Annotated in this window: 18 protein-coding genes; 8 read left to right on the top strand and 10 right to left on the bottom strand. The window is 33.8% G+C overall.

Annotation, left to right across the window (positions count from 1 at the left end):
- Window positions 1-2: 2 nt before the first annotated feature.
- Window positions 3-1,727, bottom strand: a complete 1,725-nt coding sequence (gene aceF / locus ACNI3C_RS11075) for a dihydrolipoyllysine-residue acetyltransferase (RefSeq protein ID WP_419769862.1) — start codon at window positions 1,725-1,727, stop codon at window positions 3-5.
- Between the two features lie 10 nt (window positions 1,728-1,737).
- Window positions 1,738-4,410 (bottom strand): pyruvate dehydrogenase (acetyl-transferring), homodimeric type, encoded by a 2,673-nt coding sequence (gene aceE / locus ACNI3C_RS11080; RefSeq protein ID WP_419769863.1) that lies wholly within the window; start codon window positions 4,408-4,410, stop codon window positions 1,738-1,740.
- A 441-nt stretch (window positions 4,411-4,851) separates the two neighbouring features.
- Between aceE and ACNI3C_RS11085 the strand changes: the two genes are divergently transcribed.
- Window positions 4,852-5,586, top strand: coding sequence for a lipoate--protein ligase family protein (locus tag ACNI3C_RS11085; RefSeq protein ID WP_419769864.1), 735 nt, complete (start codon window positions 4,852-4,854; stop codon window positions 5,584-5,586).
- Window positions 5,567-6,448 carry a lipoyl synthase gene (lipA, locus tag ACNI3C_RS11090; RefSeq protein WP_419769865.1) on the top strand — a complete coding sequence of 294 codons (882 nt, stop codon included), beginning with the start codon at window positions 5,567-5,569 and terminating at the stop codon, window positions 6,446-6,448. The genes ACNI3C_RS11085 and lipA overlap by 20 nt, the downstream gene beginning before the upstream one ends.
- 32 nt (window positions 6,449-6,480) lie before the next feature.
- Here lipA and ACNI3C_RS11095 read toward each other — a convergent pair whose 3' ends face one another.
- Window positions 6,481-6,933, bottom strand: a complete 453-nt coding sequence (locus ACNI3C_RS11095; RefSeq protein WP_419769866.1) for a hypothetical protein — start codon at window positions 6,931-6,933, stop codon at window positions 6,481-6,483.
- Window positions 6,934-6,972: 39 nt separating this feature from the next.
- Entirely contained in the window at window positions 6,973-7,539 is a 567-nt protein-coding gene (locus tag ACNI3C_RS11100; protein ID WP_419769867.1) for a hypothetical protein, read from the bottom strand.
- Window positions 7,540-7,693: 154 nt separating this feature from the next.
- Here ACNI3C_RS11100 and ACNI3C_RS11105 point away from each other — a divergent pair, with 154 nt between their 5' ends.
- From ACNI3C_RS11105 to ACNI3C_RS11115, 3 genes are all read left to right on the top strand, one after another.
- On the top strand, window positions 7,694-8,905 hold the full coding sequence (locus ACNI3C_RS11105; RefSeq protein ID WP_419769868.1) for a hypothetical protein: 1,212 nt from the start codon (window positions 7,694-7,696) through the stop codon (window positions 8,903-8,905).
- Window positions 8,906-9,025: 120 nt separating this feature from the next.
- Window positions 9,026-10,315 (top strand): M20/M25/M40 family metallo-hydrolase, encoded by a 1,290-nt coding sequence (locus ACNI3C_RS11110; protein ID WP_419769869.1) that lies wholly within the window; start codon window positions 9,026-9,028, stop codon window positions 10,313-10,315.
- On the top strand, window positions 10,315-11,007 hold the full coding sequence (locus ACNI3C_RS11115) for a DUF2461 domain-containing protein (protein ID WP_419769870.1): 693 nt from the start codon (window positions 10,315-10,317) through the stop codon (window positions 11,005-11,007). Before ACNI3C_RS11110 ends, ACNI3C_RS11115 begins: the two co-directional genes overlap by 1 nt.
- Here the strand turns inward: ACNI3C_RS11115 and ACNI3C_RS11120 are convergent.
- Complete coding sequence (locus tag ACNI3C_RS11120; RefSeq protein ID WP_419769871.1) at window positions 10,992-11,345, bottom strand: hypothetical protein; 354 nt, start codon at window positions 11,343-11,345, stop codon at window positions 10,992-10,994. The genes ACNI3C_RS11115 and ACNI3C_RS11120 overlap by 16 nt on opposite strands.
- Before the next feature lie 98 nt (window positions 11,346-11,443).
- Here ACNI3C_RS11120 and ACNI3C_RS11125 point away from each other — a divergent pair, with 98 nt between their 5' ends.
- Together ACNI3C_RS11125 and ligA are read left to right on the top strand one after the other, a co-directional pair.
- On the top strand, window positions 11,444-12,163 hold the full coding sequence (locus ACNI3C_RS11125) for a class I SAM-dependent methyltransferase (protein WP_419769872.1): 720 nt from the start codon (window positions 11,444-11,446) through the stop codon (window positions 12,161-12,163).
- A 60-nt stretch (window positions 12,164-12,223) separates the two neighbouring features.
- Entirely contained in the window at window positions 12,224-14,173 is a 1,950-nt protein-coding gene (gene ligA, locus ACNI3C_RS11130; RefSeq protein WP_419769873.1) for an NAD-dependent DNA ligase LigA, read from the top strand.
- A gap of 1 nt (window position 14,174) precedes the next feature.
- Here the strand turns inward: ligA and ACNI3C_RS11135 are convergent, their stop codons facing one another.
- Together ACNI3C_RS11135 and ACNI3C_RS11140 are read right to left on the bottom strand one after the other, a co-directional pair.
- On the bottom strand, window positions 14,175-17,099 hold the full coding sequence (locus ACNI3C_RS11135) for an ATP-binding protein (RefSeq protein WP_419769874.1): 2,925 nt from the start codon (window positions 17,097-17,099) through the stop codon (window positions 14,175-14,177).
- Window positions 17,092-17,301 (bottom strand): hypothetical protein, encoded by a 210-nt coding sequence (locus ACNI3C_RS11140; RefSeq protein WP_419769875.1) that lies wholly within the window; start codon window positions 17,299-17,301, stop codon window positions 17,092-17,094. The genes ACNI3C_RS11135 and ACNI3C_RS11140 overlap by 8 nt, the downstream gene beginning before the upstream one ends.
- 181 nt (window positions 17,302-17,482) lie before the next feature.
- Between ACNI3C_RS11140 and ACNI3C_RS11145 the strand changes: the two genes are divergently transcribed.
- Window positions 17,483-17,962: an acyl-CoA thioesterase gene (locus tag ACNI3C_RS11145; protein ID WP_419769876.1), complete on the top strand. Its 480-nt coding sequence runs from the start codon at window positions 17,483-17,485 to the stop codon at window positions 17,960-17,962.
- A gap of 13 nt (window positions 17,963-17,975) precedes the next feature.
- Here ACNI3C_RS11145 and ACNI3C_RS11150 read toward each other — a convergent pair whose 3' ends face one another.
- The 3 genes from ACNI3C_RS11150 to ACNI3C_RS11160 form a co-directional block, all read right to left on the bottom strand.
- On the bottom strand, window positions 17,976-19,565 hold the full coding sequence (locus ACNI3C_RS11150; RefSeq protein WP_419769877.1) for an ABC-F family ATP-binding cassette domain-containing protein: 1,590 nt from the start codon (window positions 19,563-19,565) through the stop codon (window positions 17,976-17,978).
- Between the two features lie 80 nt (window positions 19,566-19,645).
- A complete protein-coding gene (gene thiI / locus ACNI3C_RS11155) occupies window positions 19,646-21,124 on the bottom strand; it encodes a tRNA uracil 4-sulfurtransferase ThiI (protein ID WP_419769878.1) in 1,479 nt (492 codons plus the stop codon).
- 89 nt (window positions 21,125-21,213) lie between these two features.
- On the bottom strand, window positions 21,214-22,815 hold the full coding sequence (locus tag ACNI3C_RS11160; RefSeq protein ID WP_419769879.1) for an oleate hydratase: 1,602 nt from the start codon (window positions 22,813-22,815) through the stop codon (window positions 21,214-21,216).
- Window positions 22,816-22,832: the final 17 nt, after the last annotated feature.

The raw sequence follows: 22,832 nt of genomic DNA on the forward strand, positions 1-22,832 counted from the left end.
CCTTATAGACTTAATAATCTAATGTCGCTTAACAGCTTAGATAATGTATTTGTAAATCTTGCACCATCGGCACCATCAATGACTTTATGATCATACGACAAAGACAATGGAAGCGTTAATCTTGGCTCAAAAGTTTCACCGTTCCATTTTGGTTTCATTTCAGATTTAGACAATCCTAAAATAGCCACTTCAGGGGCGTTGATAATTGGCGTAAAGTACGTTCCTCCAATTCCACCCAAAGAAGAAATTGTAAATGAAGCCCCTTGCATATCGGTAGCTTTAAGTTTCCCCTCTCGGGCTTTTTGTGAAATTTCAGCCATCTCTATTGCAATTTGTTTGAACCCTTTTTTATTGACATCACGAATAACTGGAACAACTAAACCATTTGGTGTATCTACGGCAATAGCAATATGGAAATACTTTTTCATGATTAGGCTTTGTCCATCGGCACTCAATGAGGCATTGAATTTAGGGTGTAATGCCAACGCTTTTGCCACAGCTTTTACGACAAACACTAAAGGTGAAAGTTTAAAATCAGTTGCAAGGGCATTTTGCTCTTTTCTGAAGCTTTCCATCTCGGTAATATCCGCTTCATCAAATTGAGTTACGTGTGGCATAGCTAACCAGTTTCGGTGTAAACTTGGCCCTGAAATTTTTTGAATTCGGCTTAACTCAACGGTTTCGATTTCACCAAATTGTGCAAAATCAATCACTTTAGGCTCTGGAAGATTAAATCCTAACCCAGCACCACCTGCAGCAGCTGCTGGTTTATTGAGTTGTTCTTTGACATAGGCTTTGACATCTTCTTTTAAAATTCTGTTTTTTCGCCCTGTTCCTTTTACAAAACCTAAATCCACACCAAACTCACGAGCAAGTTTTCTTACTGATGGTGAAGCATAGACTTTTGTTGCTTTAGTGCTTAATACATTGGTACTTTCACCCGTAACTGTTGCAACGGCTGCTTGAACAGTAATAGGGGTATGTTCCTCTTTTTTTGTTTCAACTGCAACTTCTGGAGCAGGTGTTGGAAGTTTGTTTTCCATAACTACCGTTCTTATCACTTTGGCAATCAAATCTCCGCTGTTGACTTTAGCACCCACTTCAACACAAAGTTCTAAAATTTCACCTGCAAATGGTGCAGGCACATCCATGGAAGCTTTTTCAGTCTCTAAAGTAATCAAACCATCATCAAACTCAACTGTATCACCAACTGCAACCATGATATCAATTAAATCCACATCGGTATCGCTTCCTAAATCAGGGACATACACCTCTTCCACGACTGAACAAATCGTTTGTTCGTTGACAAATTGGCACGATACTTGTGCATTGGCAGCTGAAATGGCTTCAAGTTGTGCTTTTGCATCTTCCAAACTCATTGCTTCTGTTGAGACCGTTGCTTTTGGCTCTGGTGCTTTTTCAACAGCAACGGCAGCTACTGGCTCTTTTGCAACACTTGGTGCAGGTGTTTGTGCTGCTGCTTCATCTTCTACTTCAATTCGAGCAATCAAATCGCCACTGTTGACTTTATCGCCCACTTTTACAAGAATCTCTTTAACGACTCCTGCGTGTGTTGTTGGAACGTCCATAGATGCTTTGTCTGTTTCTAAAGTGATTAAACCATCTTCAACTTCAACCGTATCACCTACACTCACCATAATGTCAATTAAATCAACGTCTTTATCTGCCCCTAAATCAGGAATAAAAATATCTTGAATTCTACTCATCTTTTACTCCTTATGCTTTTAATGGATTGATTTTTTCTGGATTGATATTGTATTTTTTCATCGCTTCTAATACCACTTTTTTATCAATTTTTCCCGCTTTTGCCAATTGTGCCAATGTTGTAAATACAATAAAATCAGAATCCACTTCAAAGAAAGATCTTAAATTGGCTCTTGAATCACTTCGCCCAAAACCATCGGTTCCAAGTGCTTTAAATGAACCACTTACAAATGGTGCTAATTGTTCAGAATACGATTTAATGTAATCTGTTGCTGAAATAATAAGGCTCTCTTTGTCTTGTCCAAGAACTTGGTCAACATAAGGCACTCTGTCCTCTTCTTCAATGTGCAATAAGTTGTATCTTTCAACATCTTGTGCTTCTCTTGCTAACTCATTGTACGAAGTAACAGAATAAAGCTCAGAAGCAATGCCATACTCACTTGCTAATGTTTCAGAAGCGACTCTTACTTGCTCTAAAATTGAACCTGAACCCAATAATTTCACTTTATAATTGTTTTTAGCTTCAACATCTTTTAATTTATAAATACCTTTTAAGATACCTTCAACCGCACCTTCTGGCATAGCTGGTTGTTTATAGTTTTCATTTAATGTCGTTAAATAGAAGTACACATCTTCTTGTTTTTCACCGTACATTCTTTCAATACCATTTTGAACAATTACTGCCACTTCATACCCATATGTTGGATCATACGTGACACAATTTGGAATGGTATTAGCAATAACATGCGAGTGTCCATCTTCATGTTGTAGACCTTCCCCATTAAGTGTTGTTCTTCCCGATGTTCCACCGACTAAGAAACCTCTTGCCATTTGGTCACCCGCTGCCCAACAAATATCACCTGTTCTTTGGAATCCAAACATTGAATAAAATACATAAAATGGAATCATTGGACAATCATTGACTGAGTATGAAGTTGCAGCTGCAACCCAAGAACCCATAGCACCAAGTTCGTTGATACCTTCTTGAAGAACTTGACCTTTTTTATCTTCTTTATAGTATGCCACTTGGTCTTTATCTTGTGGGATATATTTTTGACCTTCAGATGAGTAAATACCCAATTGTCTGAACATCCCTTCCATACCAAATGTTCTGGCTTCATCAGGAACGATTGGAACAATTTTTTTACCAATGGCTTTGTCTTTAACCAAAATATTTAATACTCTTACAAACGCCATGGTTGTAGAGATTTCTCTCTCCCCTGAACCTTCTAATACTGCATCAAATTTATCCAAAGTAGGAATTTCTAAAGGTGTTGAAAATTTTGTTCTTCTTTGAGGAACTGCTCCTCCCAATGTTGCTCGTCTCTCTTTCATGTAGGCCATTTCAGGAGAATCTTCAGCTGGTCTGTAATACGCTAAGTTCTCTACATCTTCATCTGAAACAGGAATATTAAATCTGTCTCTGAATTGTCGTAATACACTTGTATCCACTTTTTTAACACCATGTGCAATATTTTTACCCTCTGCTGCTTCACCCATTCCATAACCTTTAACCGTTTTAGCTAAAATTACTGTTGGTTTACCTTTAATCTCAGAGGCTTTTTTATATGCTGCATAGACTTTAACAGGGTCATGTCCACCTCTGTTTAATCTCCAAATATCATCATCACTCATATTCTCTACTAATTTAGCTGTCTCTGGATATTTGTTAAAGAAGTTCTCTCTTGTATAAGCACCACCTTTTTGTTTAAAGTTTTGATACTCACCATCAACAGTCTCTTCCATGAGTTGTTGCAGTTTTCCAGATTTGTCTTTAGCAATCAAAGCATCCCAATGACTTCCCCAAATGACTTTTAGCACTTCCCAACCATTTCCTCTGAAATTTCCTTCAAGTTCTTGAATGATTTTTCCGTTTCCTCGTACTGGACCATCGAGTCTTTGTAAGTTACAGTTAATAACAAATACTAAGTTATCTAACCCTTCTCTTCCAGCAAGACCAATAGCACCCAGAGATTCAGGCTCATCACACTCACCATCACCCATAAAACAATAAACTTTTTGAGCGCTACAATCTTTAATACCTCTGTGTGTTAAGTATTTTAAAAATCGTGCTTGATAAATCGCTTGAATTGGCCCAAGTCCCATTGAAACTGTTGGGAATTGCCAATAGTTTGGCATGAGTTTTGGATGAGGATATGAAGACAATCCATTAGCAAAGGCTTCTTGTCTGAAATTGTCCATTTGTTCTTCAGAGAGTCTTCCTTCAACAAAACTTCTTGCATAAATACCAGGAGCAATGTGCCCTTGATAAAATACTAAATCTCCACCATCGTTCTCGTTTGGTGCTTTAAAAAAGTGATTAAATGCGACGTCATAAAGCGTTGCAGATGATTGAAAAGAGGCAATGTGTCCACCCAGTTCTAAATGTTTTTTAGATGCTCTTAAAACCATAGTTTGAGCATTCCATCTGATAATTGATCGGATTTTTCTTTCTAAATCATGATTGGCTGGCATTTTGGGTTCTTGATCAACTGGAATCGTATTAAGATAAGCCGTATTCGCACTGTGAGGAATATGCGCCCCATTTCTTCTGGCATTATCAATTAATTGATCCAATAAATAGTGAGCTCTTTCGCTCCCCTCTTCTTTAATCACAACTTCTAAAGCATCAATCCACTCTTGCGTCTCTTGTGGATCAATATCTTCTAAATTCATAACAGACATGTAATTCCTTTTATTTATTTTTGATGTTTTAATACTTAAAGTATATTTAACTATAAGAACTAACATAATACTCTAATAATCTTATTTAGCATTTAGTATTTATTGGTAACAAGAAATTATAAGAAATAAAATTTTTTTTAATTTTTCAGTCAATTTTTTCCAAATTTTGCAAAAAAATTAGGTATTTAAATTAATTAATAATTAAGTTTAAAGCTACTTATAACTTAACTTTCACTTAAGAAAGTTCAAGTTTTTTAAGTTATGTACTAATTATGTACGTTATATCATAAGTTGGTCACATATTTTAACTGAAACTTAAGTCAAAATATTAGTATTAAAAATATTAGAATTAACTTTTTATAAAGGTTATAATTTAATCTTCAAAAGTCAAGCTTAGTTAAAGTTAACGCTTAAATTGGATTAAGGGAAAGCAGAGTTTTTATGGATAATCAAACCGTTTTTAGAGTATTACACTCATATAATGAAAGTGCATTGGTCAATATGGCAACCGATAAAGCCTTGGCAAGCTCTTTTAAAAATGGGGACAAACCCATTTTACGATTCTACTCTTGGGAAAAATCTTACACCGTAGGTATCTCTCAAAAACCAGAATCGTATGAGAACTTTTATAAACAATACAATGGAAACTGTGCAAAAAGGGTTTCAGGTGGCGGTGTTTTATTTCATGGCCACGATATTTCATACAGTTTGGTTCTGCCCACAACTTTTTTGGGTGAGTTAAATGTAAAACAAAGTTATGAAAAAATTTGTTCATTTCTTTTACGTTTTTATAATAACCTTAATTTAAAAGCAAACTATGCAAAAGATATTGATACCATTCAATTAAGTAAAAGCGATTTTTGTCAAGTAGGATACGAAGCGTATGACATTATTATCAATGGAATAAAAATGGGTGGCAATGCTCAAAAACGCTCGAAAAATATGATATTTCAACACGGCTCTATTCCTTTGTTTAGAGTCGATAACACAATAGAATTAGGTCATAGCCTAGAAGAGATTGGTGTACAACTCTCTTATGGAGAGGCTATAGAAAAATTAACAACCGCTTTTAAAGAGACCTTTGGTGTCCAATTAGAAGATTCAATTTTAAATGATACAGAGCGTGATTGTTTACAGCAGTTATTAAAGGATACAAATGACAGCACCAAGCAGTGAAACAAACTATAAAAAACCCGTCTGGTTAAGAAAAAAAATAACTCCTGCCGCACAAATAGAGATGGAGTCTTTATTAAAAGATGTCGGTGGGCTTCACACCATTTGCCAAGAGGCAAAATGCCCTAACATCAGTGAGTGTTTTGCGAAAAAAAATGCCACTTTTTTAATTTTAGGTAACATCTGCACAAGACGATGTTCATACTGTAATGTTCACACAGGACTTCCCACAGAAGTGGACTTAACAGAAATCGATAAAGTGACTACATCTGTGTTACATTTGGGCTTAAAATTTGTGGTCATCACCAGCCCAGCAAGGGACGATTTACCCGACGGTGGAGCTGAACAATTTTACCGTGTAACCCAAGATATTTTAGAAAAATCCCCCTCTACACAAGTGGAGATTTTAATTCCCGATTTTAAAGCCAAAGAGCAGTCACTTCAAAGAGTGGTTGAATCAGGGGCAGTGATTATTGGGCACAACGTTGAAACCGTACCCAGATTTTACAAAATAAGAAAAAACGCTTCATATGAACGTTCACTTGAAGTATTAAAACGACTCAAAGAACTTGGTGGCGATAAAATTAAAACCAAAAGTGCTTTAATGGTAGGTTTAGGTGAAACCGAAGAAGAGATGGTTGCGGTATTTAAAGACCTCATAGCTGTTGGCTGTAAATTCTTAAGCATTGGGCAATATTTAGCCCCATCAGGTGAATACGAAAAAGTCGTAGAATATGTCAAACCAGAACAGTTCGATCGATACAAAAAACTGGCAATGGATTTAGGCTTCGAATTCGTACACAGCACACCCTATGCCAGAAGTTCATACTTAGCACATGAGTATTTGAGTAATCAAGAGGGGTAATTGCCTCTCTCTTGATTACAACAAATCTATATTTATTTAATAAATTCTGCTTCAGAAAAATCTAATTTATAACTGAATCCCACTTCACCATTATTGCTTCCAGCAGAGATAAAATAAGGATGATGTTGTACCAATTCATTAAACGAACCTTTTTCGTAGATTCTTGTAGATACCTTATTTCGAATAATATTGTAAAAAGGCCAAACAATTACACCCGTATCATTTTCTTGAAAATCAGTAATATTGGATTGTTTATCGATATTTAACATCATGATTTTCTTTTTTAAGGAACCATCTTTTGTATCTTTGTAGGTTGTTATTTTTACCAATAAATTACTCTCTTTTATTCTTGGGTTATTAAATTTATAAACTCCATCTTGTGCAATATTTGCATCCTGATAATCACTCAAAGAGTACTTACTGCTTGAACAACCACTCAATATCATTATAATTAACAATGACATTATTCCTACTAATTTCTTCACTTTAGCTCCTATATTAAATTTTAATGTTTACGTTTATATTTATTTTATATCAATTCTATGAAATTTCGCCCAATAAGTCCAAAAACCAGGAATAGGCCAAAAAACTAGTGTTGCACTTGATTCAGATTTAATAATTAAATCATTGCTTTTATTTTTTAAAAGAATATTGGTACTTGTTGCAAGTCCAGCAATATAATTTGTACTTGAAAAATGTGTGTTCATTTTTATTTGATTATCATCAAAAACATAATCTCTTTTATGTTTTAAATCTATTTTCGATTGTATATCTTTTTCTTTATTGAAAAAAATCATAGAAAATCCATCTTTGTTACCTTCTATAATAAAAGAGTAACATTCATGCCCAATAATTTTTGAATGGTAATAATCATTTCGTATTTTTTTGTTTAAATCTCCAATAAAGAAATATGGCCAGTTATTTTTGTACCAACTTGGGCTTGTTTCTGGTGTACACAAATATTCACCATCCAACGATTTATTATTTAACTCTTTTTGCTCAATTTCATTCCAATTTTTTAAATATGGTTCTTTTGAACTACAACCCCAAAATATAACAATAATTAAAAAAGTTAAAAAACTATTTTTCATATTTTCTCCAAATAAAGAGAAGAAGTGTATCAAAAAAATTATAATTATTTACTTTACAAATTGAAATGTGTTGTAACTAGAATGTGATATTTTTTGATGGTTTTAAGAAAATTTTATATAGAATTATGCAAAATTAGCATTTAAAGGATTGAATATGTGGAAATGGTTACAAAAAGGGAAGTCAATTAAAAATGATTTATTAAATTTTAAAGATGAGCCATTAACTCCTATTTCAATGTTTTTATTGATAGTTCTTAATATTTTTATTTTCACTAATATTCAAATTGGTATAGATGCTGAAATGAAAAAAGTTCCAAAGAGTTACCTTTATTATCCTTCTTTTTGTAATAAACATTTTGAAAACATTCAAACAACATATGAGGGATTTCAAGATTATAATAACAATGAAAGGAACAGTCATCGTTCATCATATAAGAGTATATATTGTCAAGAGTTAAATAAAAAAACAGATGCCTTAAGATTAGAAAGTTCTTTTATAAACAATTCCCGAATAATTGATACGATTACATACAAACAACGACAAAACAATGAACGACTTAATATCATTACTAAACAATATAACACTAGGCTCTTTGAACATATGGCTAATATGTCAAATAACAAAGCATTAATAGGGGCAAAAAATGAGTATAATGCCTTATTATTAGATAATAATAATCTGCAAAAAGAGCTAAAATCGGTGCCCTCTGTCACTTCTGTTAAGGGATATGTTGAATATGCTCAATACATCAACAATAATAAAGCAATGTTCGAAAAAGAAAAAGCTTCATATACTTTTTGGCAACCGATTAAAGCTTACATACATATGTTGATTTTTATTATTCCTTTATTGTTGTTTTTTGGATTTTTTTATTACAAAACAAACAGACAACATTTAAAAGGGAAAAAATATAATCCTATTGTAAAAATTATCAGTGCAAATATTACTTTTTTATTATTTCTTCCATTTCTTTGGCATACTCTGATTTTAATTTATTATTATTTGCCAAAAACACTCTTAAAAAATATTATTGACTTTTTAATATCTATTGGATTAGTTTCTGTACTTAATTATGTGGCAATTCTTTTGGTTGTCTTATTACTTGGTGGTTTAATTTATTATATTCAAAAAAGAACTGTGAAGATAAAACAAGTTGTTCCAAGTAATAAAAAGTATCAAGAATTAATCTCTTTATCCAAATGTTTTCATTGCAGGTCAGTAATTGATTATAAGCATAACTATTGCCCTTTTTGTGGAATAAAGTTGCATGAAAATTGCCAAACGTGTAACAGTAAAACAATTATTTATGAAGAATATTGTTCAGATTGTGGAAATAAAAAACAAGAAAATAGAACAAATCAATGAAATTTAATTTAAAATTTAGGAGCTAAAGTGAAGAAATTAGGAAGTGTCATTAACAAAAATAAACTCCAATATCAAGCGACTTTTGCTATAATCCCTCACTAAAAATTCAAAGGATTTATTTTGAGTGATGTAATAGAGATTTTTAAAGAAATAACCAAAGTTCCTCGATGTTCTGGTGAACACCAACCTTTTATAACCTATATTCAAAACTTTGCACAACAGCATGGCTATGTTTGTTTGATTGATTCTAGCTTTAATATTTTATGCAAAAAAGAGCATTCAAGTGCCAAATTGTGTTTACAAAACCATTATGACATTGTCTGTTTGATTGATGGAACAATTCCTGAAATCATTGAAGAAGAGGGCTTTTTAAAAGCCAAAAACTCAACCTTGGGTGCAGATAATGGCATTGGATGTGCATATATGCTTTCACTCATGAAGCAAGGGTTCGATTGCGAATATCTTTTTACTTCTGATGAAGAGATTGGGCTTATTGGTGCCAATGCGGTTGATTTTGAACTACAAGCCAATTATATGCTCAATATCGACAGTGAAGAAGAGGGAGAAATTTGTATTGGATGCGCAGGTGGTGTGGATATTTTTGCTGCATTTACAAATAAAAGAATTATTTCCAATGAGAATCATTTAAAGCTTTATGAAATCCAACTCAATAACCTTCCTGGAGGTCACAGTGGTGTAAATATTGATCAAGAGCGACCCAACGCCCTTAAACTTATGGCTAAAACCATTAAAGAGTGTGGAGGAAAACTTTTGGACATCAATGGCGGTGAGAGAATTAACTCCATTCCTGCAAATGTTAAAGCCATTATTGCTACAAATCAAATACCCATATCCAGCCATGAGAATATGGAGATTGTAAAAATTGAGGGTGAGAGCGAACACTTAAGTGTTTATCATGACAACGTGATCAATTTTATCTATGCATTTGCCAATGGGGTAAGAGGTTATGATAAAGAACTTCATGTGGTCTTAACTTCAATTAACATGGCCATAATTAAAACCTCTGTTGATGCCCTTAAAATTGAATTGAGTGCACGTTCTATGGACAACGACGAACTCAAACGCATAAAAGATGAAACCATCAGCATGTTGGAACACTATGGTTTTGAAGTAACAACCAATGGCAAATATCCTGCGTGGAAACCACAAATCAATGAATTCACTGAAAAAGTGTTAGAAACCTATAAAAAGCACGTTCCTGCGGCTTCCCTTGAAGCCATACATGCAGGCTTGGAATGCGCACTTTTTCAAGATAAATTTCCCCATATAAAAGTCGCTTCAATTGGGCCCAATATTTTTAATCCCCACTCAAAAGCAGAGCGCGTTGAGTTAAAGTCGGTTGAGAATGTTTATAAAATTTTATTGGAAATTGTAGAGTCGGTAAAATAATGCTTTTTAATGGTTTTACCCAAGAAGGTCTTGATTTTTTAGACCAAATCAAAACAAACAATAATAAAGTTTGGTTTGAAGATCACAGACACATTTGGGAAGAAACTATTTTAAAACCCAACATTGCGTATGTCAATGAAATGGGTGAACATCTCATCGCCCTAGCCCCCATGATAAAAGCTGTGCCCAAGGTATCGGGTTCACTTTTTAAAATCTATCGCGATGTGCGTTTTTCAAACGATAAAACACCCATCAAAACACGAATTGGAATCATGTTTTGGCAAGGAAGCACTCACCGAATGCAAAGTGCAAGTTTTTATATGCACTACACTTCAAGTGAAGTATTTGTGGCAACAGGTATTCGAACGTTTAAACCACCTTTGCTTAAAAAATATCGAGAGTATATTCAAATTGAAAAAAATGCCAAAGCGTTGCATGAAATATTAGAGAAATTAAAACAGAAGAAAATAGAGATTATAGAGCCTCATTTTAAGCGTTATCCAGTAGGTTTTGATGAAACCAATCCCTATGCGTATTTGAGTCTGTTTAATGCCATGTATGCGTACACTACTTTTAAACCCAATAAAACATTTTTAAGTAAAAATATCATTAATAAAAATTTTAAATTTTATGATGAAACCTTGGAGTTATTTCATTGGTTATATGAGCTGACACTCTATTCAAAAGATTGATGCCTTTTGGCTTTGTTGATGTCTGCCATATATTTATAGACCATAAAATCGTACATCGTAACGCCTTTGTTTCTTGAAAAAAATGAGAGCATTTCAATGAGCCTAAAACCCATTCTGAAAAAAGCGGTAAAAGGGATAAGGTAAGTTACGATTGTTTCATACTTTCTATTGGGATAAAAATGGTCAAACTCCTCTTTTAATTGTGTCAATTTTTCATTCTCTTTTTCCACATCTTCGGCATTTTTTGATTGTAAAATAAAAACAGCCAAAAGTAAATTCACTACAAACATGAAAGCATTTAGGTTCCAACCTAAGATGAAAATATCGGTATAACTCATTGCAACTCCAAAATAAAAAATTTATTATATCAAATATTGTAACATTTATCAAAACAGCAAATTGTTTCTGTATAATTACATTTTTATTAGGAGAAATTATGAAACTGATTGATGAAAATATTACAGAGACTTTCGATGAACACTATTTAATTGAAACTCTCAATTTAAATGATAAAGTTATTTTAGAATTGGGTTGTGGCGATGCAGCCAAAACCAAACAGATTGCACAAACGGGCTTCAATCGAAAAATTATTGCTTATGAGATTGATGAAATACAACACAATAAAAATGTAAAAACGCATTTTGAAAATATTCAGTTTGTTTTAGGCGCGGCAGAAGATATAAAACTTGAAGACAACAGTGTGGATATTGTTTTTATGTTCAAATCTTTTCATCACATTCAAAAAGAGTTTATGCCAAACGCACTAAATGAAATCAAAAGAGTTTTAAAACCCAACGGTTTGGCTTATATATCTGAACCACTCTTTTATGGTGATCAAAACTATCTGATTTCACTTTTTCATGATGAACAACAAGTGCGTATTGACGCCTTTGAAGCCATTAAAAATTCTGTGAATAATAATCAATTCAAACTCTTTAAAGAGATATTTTTTCAAACAGAAGTGAACTACGAAAGTTTTGAAGATTTTGAGAAAAAACAGATAAACTTAAGCTACATCTCACACAGCATGGAGGAACAACTCCATACAAAAATAAAAAGTGAATATACCCGATTGTCGAACATGGATGGGAAAGCATCATTTTTAAAACCATTTCGTGTTGATATTTTACAGAAAATAGATGATTACAAAAGTTAATATAGTTTTACAAGAGAAGTTATTATAAAATGGCACAATAAAAAAATATAAAGACACTAAATGACACACAACGAATATATAAAAAATGTAGAACAATTAATCACTTGGTCACACGCCTATTATGTCAATGACAACCCTATTGCTACGGATGAAGAGTATGACAAACTCAACAGAATTGTTTTAGCCTACGAACAGGAAAATCCAAAAGAGGTTCATGCTAACTCACCTACAAAACGAGTCGGTGGTGTGGTTTTGGAAGGCTTTAATAAAGCCAATCATCTTTCACGAATGTGGTCGCAAGAAGATATTTTTAATACGCAAGAGTTAATCGATTGGATCAATCGAGCCAAAAAAGTCAACACCCACTTAGAGTATTACTGTGAACCCAAATTTGATGGGGCAAGCTTAAATCTTATTTATGAAAATGGTCTTTTAAAACAAGCCATTTCAAGGGGTGATGGAACAACCGGTGAAGAGATCACCAATAATGTCTTAACCATTCACTCGATTCCTTTGCAAATTCAAGAGAAGTCGCTCATTGAAATTCGCGGTGAAATTGTTATTAAAAAAAGTGATTTTGAAAAAATCAATCAAGAACGACTTTTAAACGGTGAACAACTTTTTGCTAACCCAAGAAATGCTGCTTCGGGAAGCTTAAGACAACTCGATCCCGCCATTACTGCCAAACGAAAACTCTTTTTTAATGTCTGGGGAATTGGTCAAAACAGTTTAAACTTTAAAACCAATTCGGAACGTATGGAGTACATTTATACTTTAGGTTTTGTCAAACCTCCTTTACAAAAAGTGTGTCACAATGTAGAAGAGATTGAAGAACTTTACCATAAAATCATTGCATCACGTGACTCAATTGAGATGATGCTTGACGGTATGGTCATTAAAATTGACGATTTAGAGACTCAAGATGAATTGGGATATACCGTTAAATATCCTAAATGGTCCTGTGCGTATAAATTCCCAGCGGTTGAAAAAACCACCAAAGTTAAAGAGATTATTCTGCAAGTTGGGCGAACAGGAGTAGTTACTCCCGTTGCTATTGTTGAACCCACTTTAATAGATGGTTCAACTGTTTCAAGAGCAACCCTGCACAATTTCGATGAAATACAACGATTGGATTTAAGAGTGGGGGATGAAGTAATTATCATAAAAAGTGGAGACATTATTCCTAAAATCACCAAGGTATTCACTGACAGACGAAAAGGGGATGAACGCAAAGTCAGTCGCCCTACTTCATGCCCTGAATGCAACAGTGAACTTCTGGATGAAGGCACACTTATTAAGTGTCAAAATCTTGATTGTAAAGCCAGAGTGGTGAATTCTATCATCTATTTTGCCAGCAAAAATTGTCTTAATATTGATGGTCTTGGCAATAAAATTGTAGAACAGTTGGTCAAAGAGCATAAAATCAAAGATATTTTGGATTTGTATTCATTGCGTTATGAGGATTTATCGACGCTGGAGGGCTTTAAAGATAAAAAAATCAATAACCTCCTTAATGCCATTGCCAATACCAAAGGAAGCGAACTCTACAGAATCATCAACGCTTTGGGAATTGAACACATTGGTGAAGTGGCTTCAAAACAGATTTGTTTGGAGTTTGGATCAGAAGTCATTCATCAAGAGTATGAAGCACTTGTGGCACTCGATGGCATAGGGGAACAAATGGCAAACTCTTTTTGTGAATTTATGCGCGTCAATAAAACATTGGTTGAAGCACTCATTGCCATTATTCATCCAACTGTACAAGAAAAAATAGAAGTGGCAGAAAACAACTTTAAGGGTAAAACGGTTGTCATCACAGGTACAATGAGCATCAGTCGGGGTGTGATTAAAAAAGAGTTGGAAGCTTTAGGGGCTAAAGTGGCTTCCAGTGTTTCTAAAAACACTGACTATGTTATTTATGGATTAGATGCAGGCAGTAAGTATGACAAAGCTGTTGAATTGGGTGTAACACTTTTAGATGAAGATGCCATGAATGCGTTAAAAAATTGACTTATTGTTCTTTGGGCAAAGTGATAATAAATTTTGCCCCTTTTAAGGGTTGGCTTTCACAGACAATGGTTCCATTGAGTTTTTTTGTCACCAAATTATGAATGATGTTTAAGCCTAACCCAGTCCCACCTCCTTCTCGATTTGTTGTAAAAAAAGGTTCATATATTTTTTTCATATTCTGCTCTTTGATCCCTTTTCCACTGTCTTCAAAAGTCAGTACGATTTCATTCTCATTTTCAACTGCACCAATAGCAATAAAGCCTTCATCTTTTTGATTGAAACCATGCATGAGTGAATTGATAATTAAATTGGTCAAAATTTGTGAAATATCTCCCGGGTAACTTAAAATTTTTAAATCAGCAGGGCAATTTACTTTAAGCTTGATATGAGTCTGTTTAATTTTATTGTGCAGACTCAAAATGACCTCATTGATGTACTCTAAAAGTAAAAATTCTCTTTTCTCTTCCACACTTTGATCCACAGCAACTTGTTTAAAACTTTTGACCAATTGGGCTGTTTTTTCCAAATTCAAACGTATGGTTTTTGCTAAATTATATGCAACGTTAATGTACTCTTTAAACTCATCTTCACTTAAGTTTTCAGCTTCATACTCTTTTTTCAGTCGCTGTGTAATATCACTAAAATGGGTAATACCTGTTAAACTCAATCCCACTGGTGTATTGATTTCATGGGCAACCCCAGCAACCAAGCCTCCCAAACTTGCCAATTTTTCACTCTCAATAAGATGCTCTTGAGTTCGTTCAAGTTTTTCCATGGAGTTTTGCAATTCAAGTGTTCTCTCTTCAACTTTTTTTTCTAAAGTATCGTTTAAATCTTTTATCTCTTTTTGAGCTATTTTTCTGGCAGTAATCTCTTTATCCAGTTGTGTGATTTTCTCTTGCAGTTGAGAAGAGTGTTTTAAAAGCATTTTCTCTTTCTCTTCATAAAAATTGATTTTTTCATTAAACTCTTTGGGAGTCACTTTCATTTTAGATAAAATATCTGCATACGCTGCTGAGAGTTCTTTGGCTTCTTCGTGTTTAAATGCGTAACTTTTTTCCATAACACTGTGAGCACTTGCCGCTCCTATTGTTCCCGAGAGTGTACGTTCAACTTGCCCATGAAACTTGGCAAGTTCTATAATATTTAATGTTTTTTTATCTTCAAAGTGCAATTCATGGATAATATCATCCAACATGCCATCTATTTTGGCACTTTCAAAATAATCACTTAACACTTTTTTGTAAATCTGAAGTTTCTTTTTCAACTCTATATGACTTTTTAACTCTTGAGTCACTTCAAAACGCTCTTTAAACTCTAAAATATCAACAAAATCATCGGAAACTTTTTTCTCCTCTTCGGTTCGTTGTGTAAATATGGAGAAAAATATAAAACAACCAATATTAAAAAACATCGACCAAATCAGTGAGTTTGTCAACATATCATAACCACGTAAAGCAAAAAGTTCATGAGGTTTTAAAAACCAAATGCCTAAAAGTCCATCTTTTAAAATAGTGGCATTGAGCCAATTCGTATTCACAAATTGCGGAATAATCAAAGTAAAAAACCAAATAATAAAACCCGCCAGCATTCCAATGATTGCTCCATTTTTATTGGCATCTTTCCAAAATAAGCCTCCTAAAAGTGCCGGTACAAATTGTAAAATTGCAGCAAAAGAAATTAAACCAACATCCACTAAAAGATAATTTTTTATGACAAATATATAAAACAGATAACCTGAAAAGATAAAACACGCCACTACAATCCATCGTAAAGGTAAAATCTGTTTTTTTAAAAAGTTCAATCTCTTATAGTTGTCAATTAAAGGCAAAAGAAGATAGTTGCTTATCATAACCGACATGGTCATAGAGGTAATCATAATCATACTTGTAGATGCTGAAAATCCCCCAATAAAAGCAATGAGAGTTATGAGATGATTGTCATTAAGAATGGGTAACGTTAAAACATAAAAGTCAATTAAATCTTTTGAATCATTGCTTAAAACACCTCCAATGGCTATAGGAATGGTAAAAAATGTGATTAAAAATAAATACAATGGGAAAACCCACATCGCTTTATAGATGTGCTCTTCATTTGAATTTTCAACCACACTCACATGAAATTGTCGAGGCAAAAACATCACGGCAAACATAGATAAAATCAATACTGTAATCCAATTGGCATAGGTTGAACTGTTATCATGCGCTGATATTCTGTTGTATAAATCGTTTTCATTTGCTTTTTGAAAAATATCACCTAAACCGTCAAAAAGAACATAGGTGACAAAAATTCCCACAATGATAATCGCAAAAAGTTTAATCACTGACTCAATGGCAACCATCACCATAATACCTTGATGTCTCTCTGTGGGATCAACTTTTCTGAGTCCAAATATAATGGTGAAAAAAATCATCAAGGATACAATTAAAATTCCCACGGTATCACTGGTTAAAAAAATATTTTTATCGATGGGTTCAAAATCTTTGATGGTTAAAATATTGATGGAAGTAATTAAAGATTTGAGCTGAATGGAGATATAAGGTACTGTACCAATCAATGCGGCAATACTCACAATTGCACCTACGGTTCTTGATTTGTCATATCGTGCAGAGATAACATCTGCAATAGAAGTGATTTTATAAAGGTTTTTAATGCGTATGAGTTTTTTTAAAATGATTGGCCATAAAAAGATAATTAAAGTAGGTCCCAAATAAACAGCTAAAAAAACCAATCCGCTGTTAACGGCTTTTCCTACACCACCATAATAGGTCCAAGCCGTACAATAAATGGTTAAAGACAAAGCGTATATCCAAGAAGATGAAGCAATTTTATTGTGAATATCACGTTTTTCTACACGGTAAGCAGTAATAAATAAAATGCCCATATACATTAAAAAGAAAGCAACAATAGTATAGATACTAAACATCGAAATCTTCTTTTTTGTAGATATTAAAATAACTCATTAAAAAAAGAACACAAATCATCACGGCCCAGAAAGCAAAAATCAAAATAAAACTGTTTTCCAAAGTATTGTAGTAAGTGATGGGAATAATGAACATATTTAAGAGTGCAAAAAAGAGTATAAAAGTAAAGATTAAAAAGGCTGGTTTTTGAAATTTCTCTCTCATGATCAATCCTTTCTGACCCAAATACCTATACACATTATATTATACTTTAGATTATAAAATATAAAATATTTATAATAAGTAACACTATGAAACATTCAAAATTAATTTATGCAATATTAAGCTTCATTTTATTGAGTTGTCAATAATATTGTTAAAGTAATTTTAAGATAAAGGGAAAACAATGTTAACGCCTCAAAGATCAAAAGATTTAACGATGACACTTCTTATGACACCAGATAAAGCAAACTTTTCAGGAACAAATATTCATGGGGGTGAAATTCTGAAAATGTTAGACCATGTTGCTTATGCTTGTGCTGCAAGATACACAGGAAGCTATGCTGTTACGCTTTCAGTTGATATGGTACTGTTTAAACACCCTATTAAAGTGGGTTCACTGGTGACTTTTTACGCTTCTGTTAATTATACGGGTCGAACTTCTATGGAGATTGGTATTAAGGTTATTTCAGAAGACATTAAAGAGAAAACAAGAAAACATACAAACGTTTGTTACTTTACTATGATTGCTGTTGATGAAAATGGAAAACCAACACCTGTTCCTAAGTTAGAACTTGAAACAGAAGATGATAAAAGAAGATACAATGACGCCATTAGAAGAAAAGAGGCGCGTGTACACGCAAGAAGTATCTCTCACATCAAATAATTCAAAAGCTGTTTTAAACAGCTTTTGAATCCAAATACTCTTCGTATGTCCCTTGAAAATCGTAAATTGTTCCATCATGTTTAATCTCTAATATTCTGTTTGCGTATGCATCTAACAACTCTCTATCGTGTGAAACACAAATAACCGAACCAGGATAGGCTAAAAGTCCCTCACCTAAAGCAATAATTGCTTCTAAATCCAAGTGGTTTGTAGGTTCATCTAAGACCATAAAGTTAGGTTGTTCTAACATGATTTTTGATAACATCATTCGGTGTTTCTCTCCCCCACTGCACGCACTGACTTTTTTCTCTTGCTCTTGACCGTTAAATAACATTCGTCCTAAACAGTTTCTGATTTCAGAAATATCAGCATCTTTATCAAAGTTTCGTAACCAATCATACAGGGTCATTTCACCTTTAATGATTTCAGTTGTATTTTGTGGGAAATAGCCATTTTGAATGGTGGCTCCCCAATGCACTTCTCCGCTGTCTGGTTTTAAATTCCCGTTGATGATTTCACAAAGCGTAGTTTTTCCAATTCCATTGGGTCCAATTAATGCAATTTTATCGTCTTTATTCACGGTAAAAGAGATGTCATTGAGTACCAATTGTCCATCAAACGATTTCGAAATGCCTGTTACTGACAGAAGCTCTTTACCCACTTCTCTTTTTTGTTTAAAAATAATAGAAGGGTCTCGTCTGCTTGAAATTTGAATGGCGCCTACATCAAGTTTGTCGAGTTGTTTTTGTCTTGAAGTGGCTTGTTTTGCTTTAGAAGCATTTGCGCTAAATCGGGCAATAAACTTTTCAAGCTCTTCTTTCTCTTTGAGTTTTTTACTTACATCTGTTGCATTTTGTTTTGCAATGAGTGTTGAAGCGATATACCAATCATCGTAGTTTCCACTGAACTCTCTGATTTGTTTATAATCCACATCCAAAATATTCGTACATACTGCATTTAGGAAGTGTCTGTCATGTGAAATAACTACCATCGTACCGTCATGGTGTTGAAGTTGATTTTCTAACCAACCAATGGTTTCAATGTCCAAGTTATTTGTTGGCTCATCTAAAAACAGAACATCTGGTTTTGGGTAAAGCACTTGTGCCAATAACACTTTGAATTTATCTCCACCGGTAATGGTACTCATCAACTCTTGTTGTTCAGCAGCAGGAAAACCTAAATCTTCAAGTATTTTTGTAATTTTTACATCATACTCATAGGTTGGATCTTCTTCACAACAGATGATTTCCAACTCACCCAATCTTTCACCAATTTCGTCAGTATACTCTTCCATATAGAGTTTTTCTTTCTCTTTGATGGCATCGTATAATCTTTTGTTTCCTAAAAGTACCGTATCAAAAATAGTGTACTCTTCATAAGCAAATTGATTTTGACTCAATGTCCCAATCTTTTTACCATTTTGTACTTGGATTTCACCCTCAGTTGCTTCTTCTTGCCCTGAAAGAATTTTTAAAAATGTGGTTTTCCCCGCACCGTTTGCACCTATTAGTCCGTATCGTTTTCCCGTATCTAATTTTAAATTTATATCTTGAAATAAAACTCTTGCACCAAAAGATTTTTTCAAATTAACCGTTTGAACCATATATTACTCACTTTTCGTATGTTATTATTCCGCGATTATATCCAAAGATAACTAATAGAAATCTGTAATTGTATTAAAACCTACAAACTGCACTTTGTTCTGGGACGATACACACGGATATTTGTATAATTTTCAGCATCTCTTAAATATTGTGCGTGAAGCTGACTTAAAATCCCTTTATCACAATAAAAGAGATACTCTTTGTCTTGTGGAAGTTTTTTAAATTCACTTTTTAGTTTGTGAAAGGGGATTTTAATTGTTTCACATGAAGTTTGAATGCACTCATCGCCTTGTCTGATATCAATGACAGTAAACTCTCCACTTGAAATATCCGAGACACTCTCTATTTGCCCAATTTCGCTAATGTCATTAATAAGTTCATCCACATTGAGTTTAACGGCTTTGCTGATGGCTTCATCTAAAACGGTGTAATCAAACTTTTTGGCCTCAATTTCCATTCTTTTGTATGAACCATGAGTGATCGGATTTTTTGAAATAACTCCACAATATTCTGGCATGGTTTCGGCAAAACGTCGTGTACCAATATCGTTAGCAATGCTCATAATTTCTGGTTTATTCATCGTAGAAAGCGGGCGTAAAATCAGTTTATTACTCACTTGGTCAATCAAAGCTAAATTTCTTAATGTTTGACTTGACACTTGTGCCACACTCTCCCCTGTTAAAAGTGCATCTATTCCCATTTCATTGGCGATGGCTTCAGAGGCTTTAAGCATCAATCGTTTAAGCGTTACTCCCATGTATGATTCAGACGTTGATTTGAATATTTCAGTGACCACATCATCAAAAGGTACAGAAATAAATGAGACTCGATGAGATGAACCAAATTTGTTCCACAAATAAAATGCCACTTGTTTCACCCCAATTTCATGGGCAATTCCGCCCAAATTGAAGAAAATAAAGTGCGTTTTAATCCCTCGTTTCATGGTCAAATAACTCGCAACCGTAGAGTCAAATCCCCCTGACATAAGCGATAAAATATCCCCTTGTGTTCCCAATGGAAAACCACCTAAACCTCGGTATTTATTGGTAATAATATTTAATTGATTGTCTACGAGTTCAATGTTGATGGTCACTTCTGGTTTGTGTAAATCCACACGACTGCCACTGTTTAACGCCAACATATAACCACCTACGGTTTGTTCTATTTGAGGTGAACGAAAAGAGTGTGTTCCTGAACGTTTGGCTCGAACAACAAAGGCTTTATTTTGAATCTCTTTGGCTGACATCTCATTGACAATGACTTTGATTTGGTCAATGGTTGTAACATTATCAAACTGCAGTGCTTCAAGTACTTGCTCTACGCCTGGCGTGTCTAAAAGTTTTTGTCGCACTTCAACGACCACACCAATAGGACAAACCACTTCAATTTTGTCAAAAAACTTTCGAACGGTTATTTCACTTGATATTCGTGTTAAAAGATTTCGTAAATTATTGTGTAACTGAGAAATCATCTGTCTTTTGGCGGTATTGCCTTTTATCATGATTTCTGGAAAAAATTTTATTATAAATTTTTGTGTTTTTACTTCTGATATTTCCATTAACTTTAAAACCTTATATTGTAATAATCGGGATTATATCATAAGATTGGTAAAGGATAAGGGAGTATCCCTTTAATGCCCTCTTACACTTAAGAACTCAAACTTTTCATGGCACGAATAAGATATTTTGGATTATGAATAGAGTAGTTCATGCCAATAACCTCTTTATTGGTCTCAAACAAACCATAAACTGCTGTCTGAGCCGTTCTTACAGAGTATTCAACGGTAAATACACAATCATCTTCCACTTCAGCAAATTGACCAATAAATGCAAAGTTTTTCGCACCTTTTGGTATAACATCGGGTCTGTCACCTGAACTTCTTGGCATAAACAAACTGTCAATAAATGGCATAGCTACAGGAATACAATTTGCTTTTCCTTTTTCCATAATGGGTTGCATAAGGGTTTGAATATTCAGATGGTAAAACAGCTCTTCTAAAATCTCTTTACCATTACATTGTGACATCGGTTTTTTAATACAATTTCCTGTTCTATCGGGATACAAACCATAACCCCAAAATATTTTGACGTCGTTGGGTTGATTAGGGAAATGAGGCTGTCTGGCAATGACAATTGACATCAACCAATTTGAATCCGTAATGGTAACCAAACCACCTGTTCCATCAACATTTCCTGAGAAATTTTCCATATACTCATGAAAAGTTGTATCGTGCAGTGTTGCAGTAAAAGAGTACCATTTTTGTAAATCAATGTTCTCTGAAAATACTCTGGGATTCCCAAAAGAGTTATCTTTTGAAGCAATTCTTTTCCAAAGTTTCCATGAGCCTGAATCCTTTTCATCTTTTAAAACAGCAGCTTCATTCCAACTTCCACTGTCTGTGCTTTCCGTAATTGAACCATTGGTGATAAATAAATAATCGTTTGTTCTTAAAACAATGTTTTCCTCTTCTCCTTGATTAAGCGTTTGCAAACCTATGGCTCTTTTTTCATGTTCATTAAACTTAAAATCAATGTCTTGAACTTGCACATTCATACAAAATTGAACTCCAAGCTTTTCTAAGTAGTTTTTAATGGGCAAAATTACAGAGTGATATTGATTGTATTTGGTTCTCATAACACCCGTTAAATGGTTTAAACCATCGACTAAGTGAATGAAGCGTTTCATGTATCTTCGCATCTCCATTAAAGAGCTCCACTTTTGAAATGCAAACATTGTTGACCAAATGTACCAAAAATTGGTCTCAAAAAAATCATGAGCAAACCAATCTTCAATGCGTTTATTTTCCAATAAAGATTCAGGGGTAAACAGAAGTTTTGCCATATCACTTTGATGAGAAATAGATAACCCATAACTTGAATCATCCACTTTTTTGCCCGCTTTTATAAGCCTTGCTTGTGCATGAGAAACAAACCTTTGATTAAATTCAAAGGTTTCATCCTTAATTGAGATGAATTCATTTTCATACGAAGGAATATGTGAAAGTAAATCCCAATAACATACATAGTGCTCTTCATGCATTCTTCCACCTCGTATGACATAACCTTTTTTTGGGTCACCACTGCCATCACATGCACCACCAGCAATGCCATCTTGCTCTAAAATAATGATATTTTTAGGCGTAATATTGGCATCGTTTATCAAATACACAGCACTGGCTAAAGCGGATATTCCACTGCCAATTAAATATACTTTAGAATCATTTGTTTGAGTGTTATTTTCTTTTTTCATGAACATTACCTTTAATA

Source organism: Marinarcus sediminis (SeqCode) (assembly GCF_048571275.1).
In the GTDB taxonomy this organism is placed as follows: domain Bacteria; phylum Campylobacterota; class Campylobacteria; order Campylobacterales; family Arcobacteraceae; genus Marinarcus; species Marinarcus sediminis.

What these genes read in the sequence shown, in the direction of transcription:
- aceF (WP_419769862.1), bottom strand. Translation starts at nt 1,727, where the DNA reads ATGAGTAGAATTCAAGATATTTTTATTCCTGATTTAGGGGCAGATAAA.
- aceE (WP_419769863.1), bottom strand. Translation starts at nt 4,410, where the DNA reads ATGTCTGTTATGAATTTAGAAGATATTGATCCACAAGAGACGCAAGAG.
- ACNI3C_RS11085 (WP_419769864.1), top strand. Translation starts at nt 4,852, where the DNA reads ATGGATAATCAAACCGTTTTTAGAGTATTACACTCATATAATGAAAGT.
- lipA (WP_419769865.1), top strand. Translation starts at nt 5,567, where the DNA reads ATGACAGCACCAAGCAGTGAAACAAACTATAAAAAACCCGTCTGGTTA.
- ACNI3C_RS11100 (WP_419769867.1), bottom strand. Translation starts at nt 7,539, where the DNA reads ATGAAAAATAGTTTTTTAACTTTTTTAATTATTGTTATATTTTGGGGT.
- ACNI3C_RS11105 (WP_419769868.1), top strand. Translation starts at nt 7,694, where the DNA reads ATGTGGAAATGGTTACAAAAAGGGAAGTCAATTAAAAATGATTTATTA.
- ACNI3C_RS11115 (WP_419769870.1), top strand. Translation starts at nt 10,315, where the DNA reads ATGCTTTTTAATGGTTTTACCCAAGAAGGTCTTGATTTTTTAGACCAA.
- ACNI3C_RS11120 (WP_419769871.1), bottom strand. Translation starts at nt 11,345, where the DNA reads ATGAGTTATACCGATATTTTCATCTTAGGTTGGAACCTAAATGCTTTC.
- ACNI3C_RS11125 (WP_419769872.1), top strand. Translation starts at nt 11,444, where the DNA reads ATGAAACTGATTGATGAAAATATTACAGAGACTTTCGATGAACACTAT.
- ligA (WP_419769873.1), top strand. Translation starts at nt 12,224, where the DNA reads ATGACACACAACGAATATATAAAAAATGTAGAACAATTAATCACTTGG.
- ACNI3C_RS11135 (WP_419769874.1), bottom strand. Translation starts at nt 17,099, where the DNA reads ATGTTTAGTATCTATACTATTGTTGCTTTCTTTTTAATGTATATGGGC.
- ACNI3C_RS11140 (WP_419769875.1), bottom strand. Translation starts at nt 17,301, where the DNA reads ATGAGAGAGAAATTTCAAAAACCAGCCTTTTTAATCTTTACTTTTATA.
- ACNI3C_RS11145 (WP_419769876.1), top strand. Translation starts at nt 17,483, where the DNA reads ATGTTAACGCCTCAAAGATCAAAAGATTTAACGATGACACTTCTTATG.
- ACNI3C_RS11150 (WP_419769877.1), bottom strand. Translation starts at nt 19,565, where the DNA reads ATGGTTCAAACGGTTAATTTGAAAAAATCTTTTGGTGCAAGAGTTTTA.
- thiI (WP_419769878.1), bottom strand. Translation starts at nt 21,124, where the DNA reads ATGGAAATATCAGAAGTAAAAACACAAAAATTTATAATAAAATTTTTT.
- ACNI3C_RS11160 (WP_419769879.1), bottom strand. Translation starts at nt 22,815, where the DNA reads ATGAAAAAAGAAAATAACACTCAAACAAATGATTCTAAAGTATATTTA.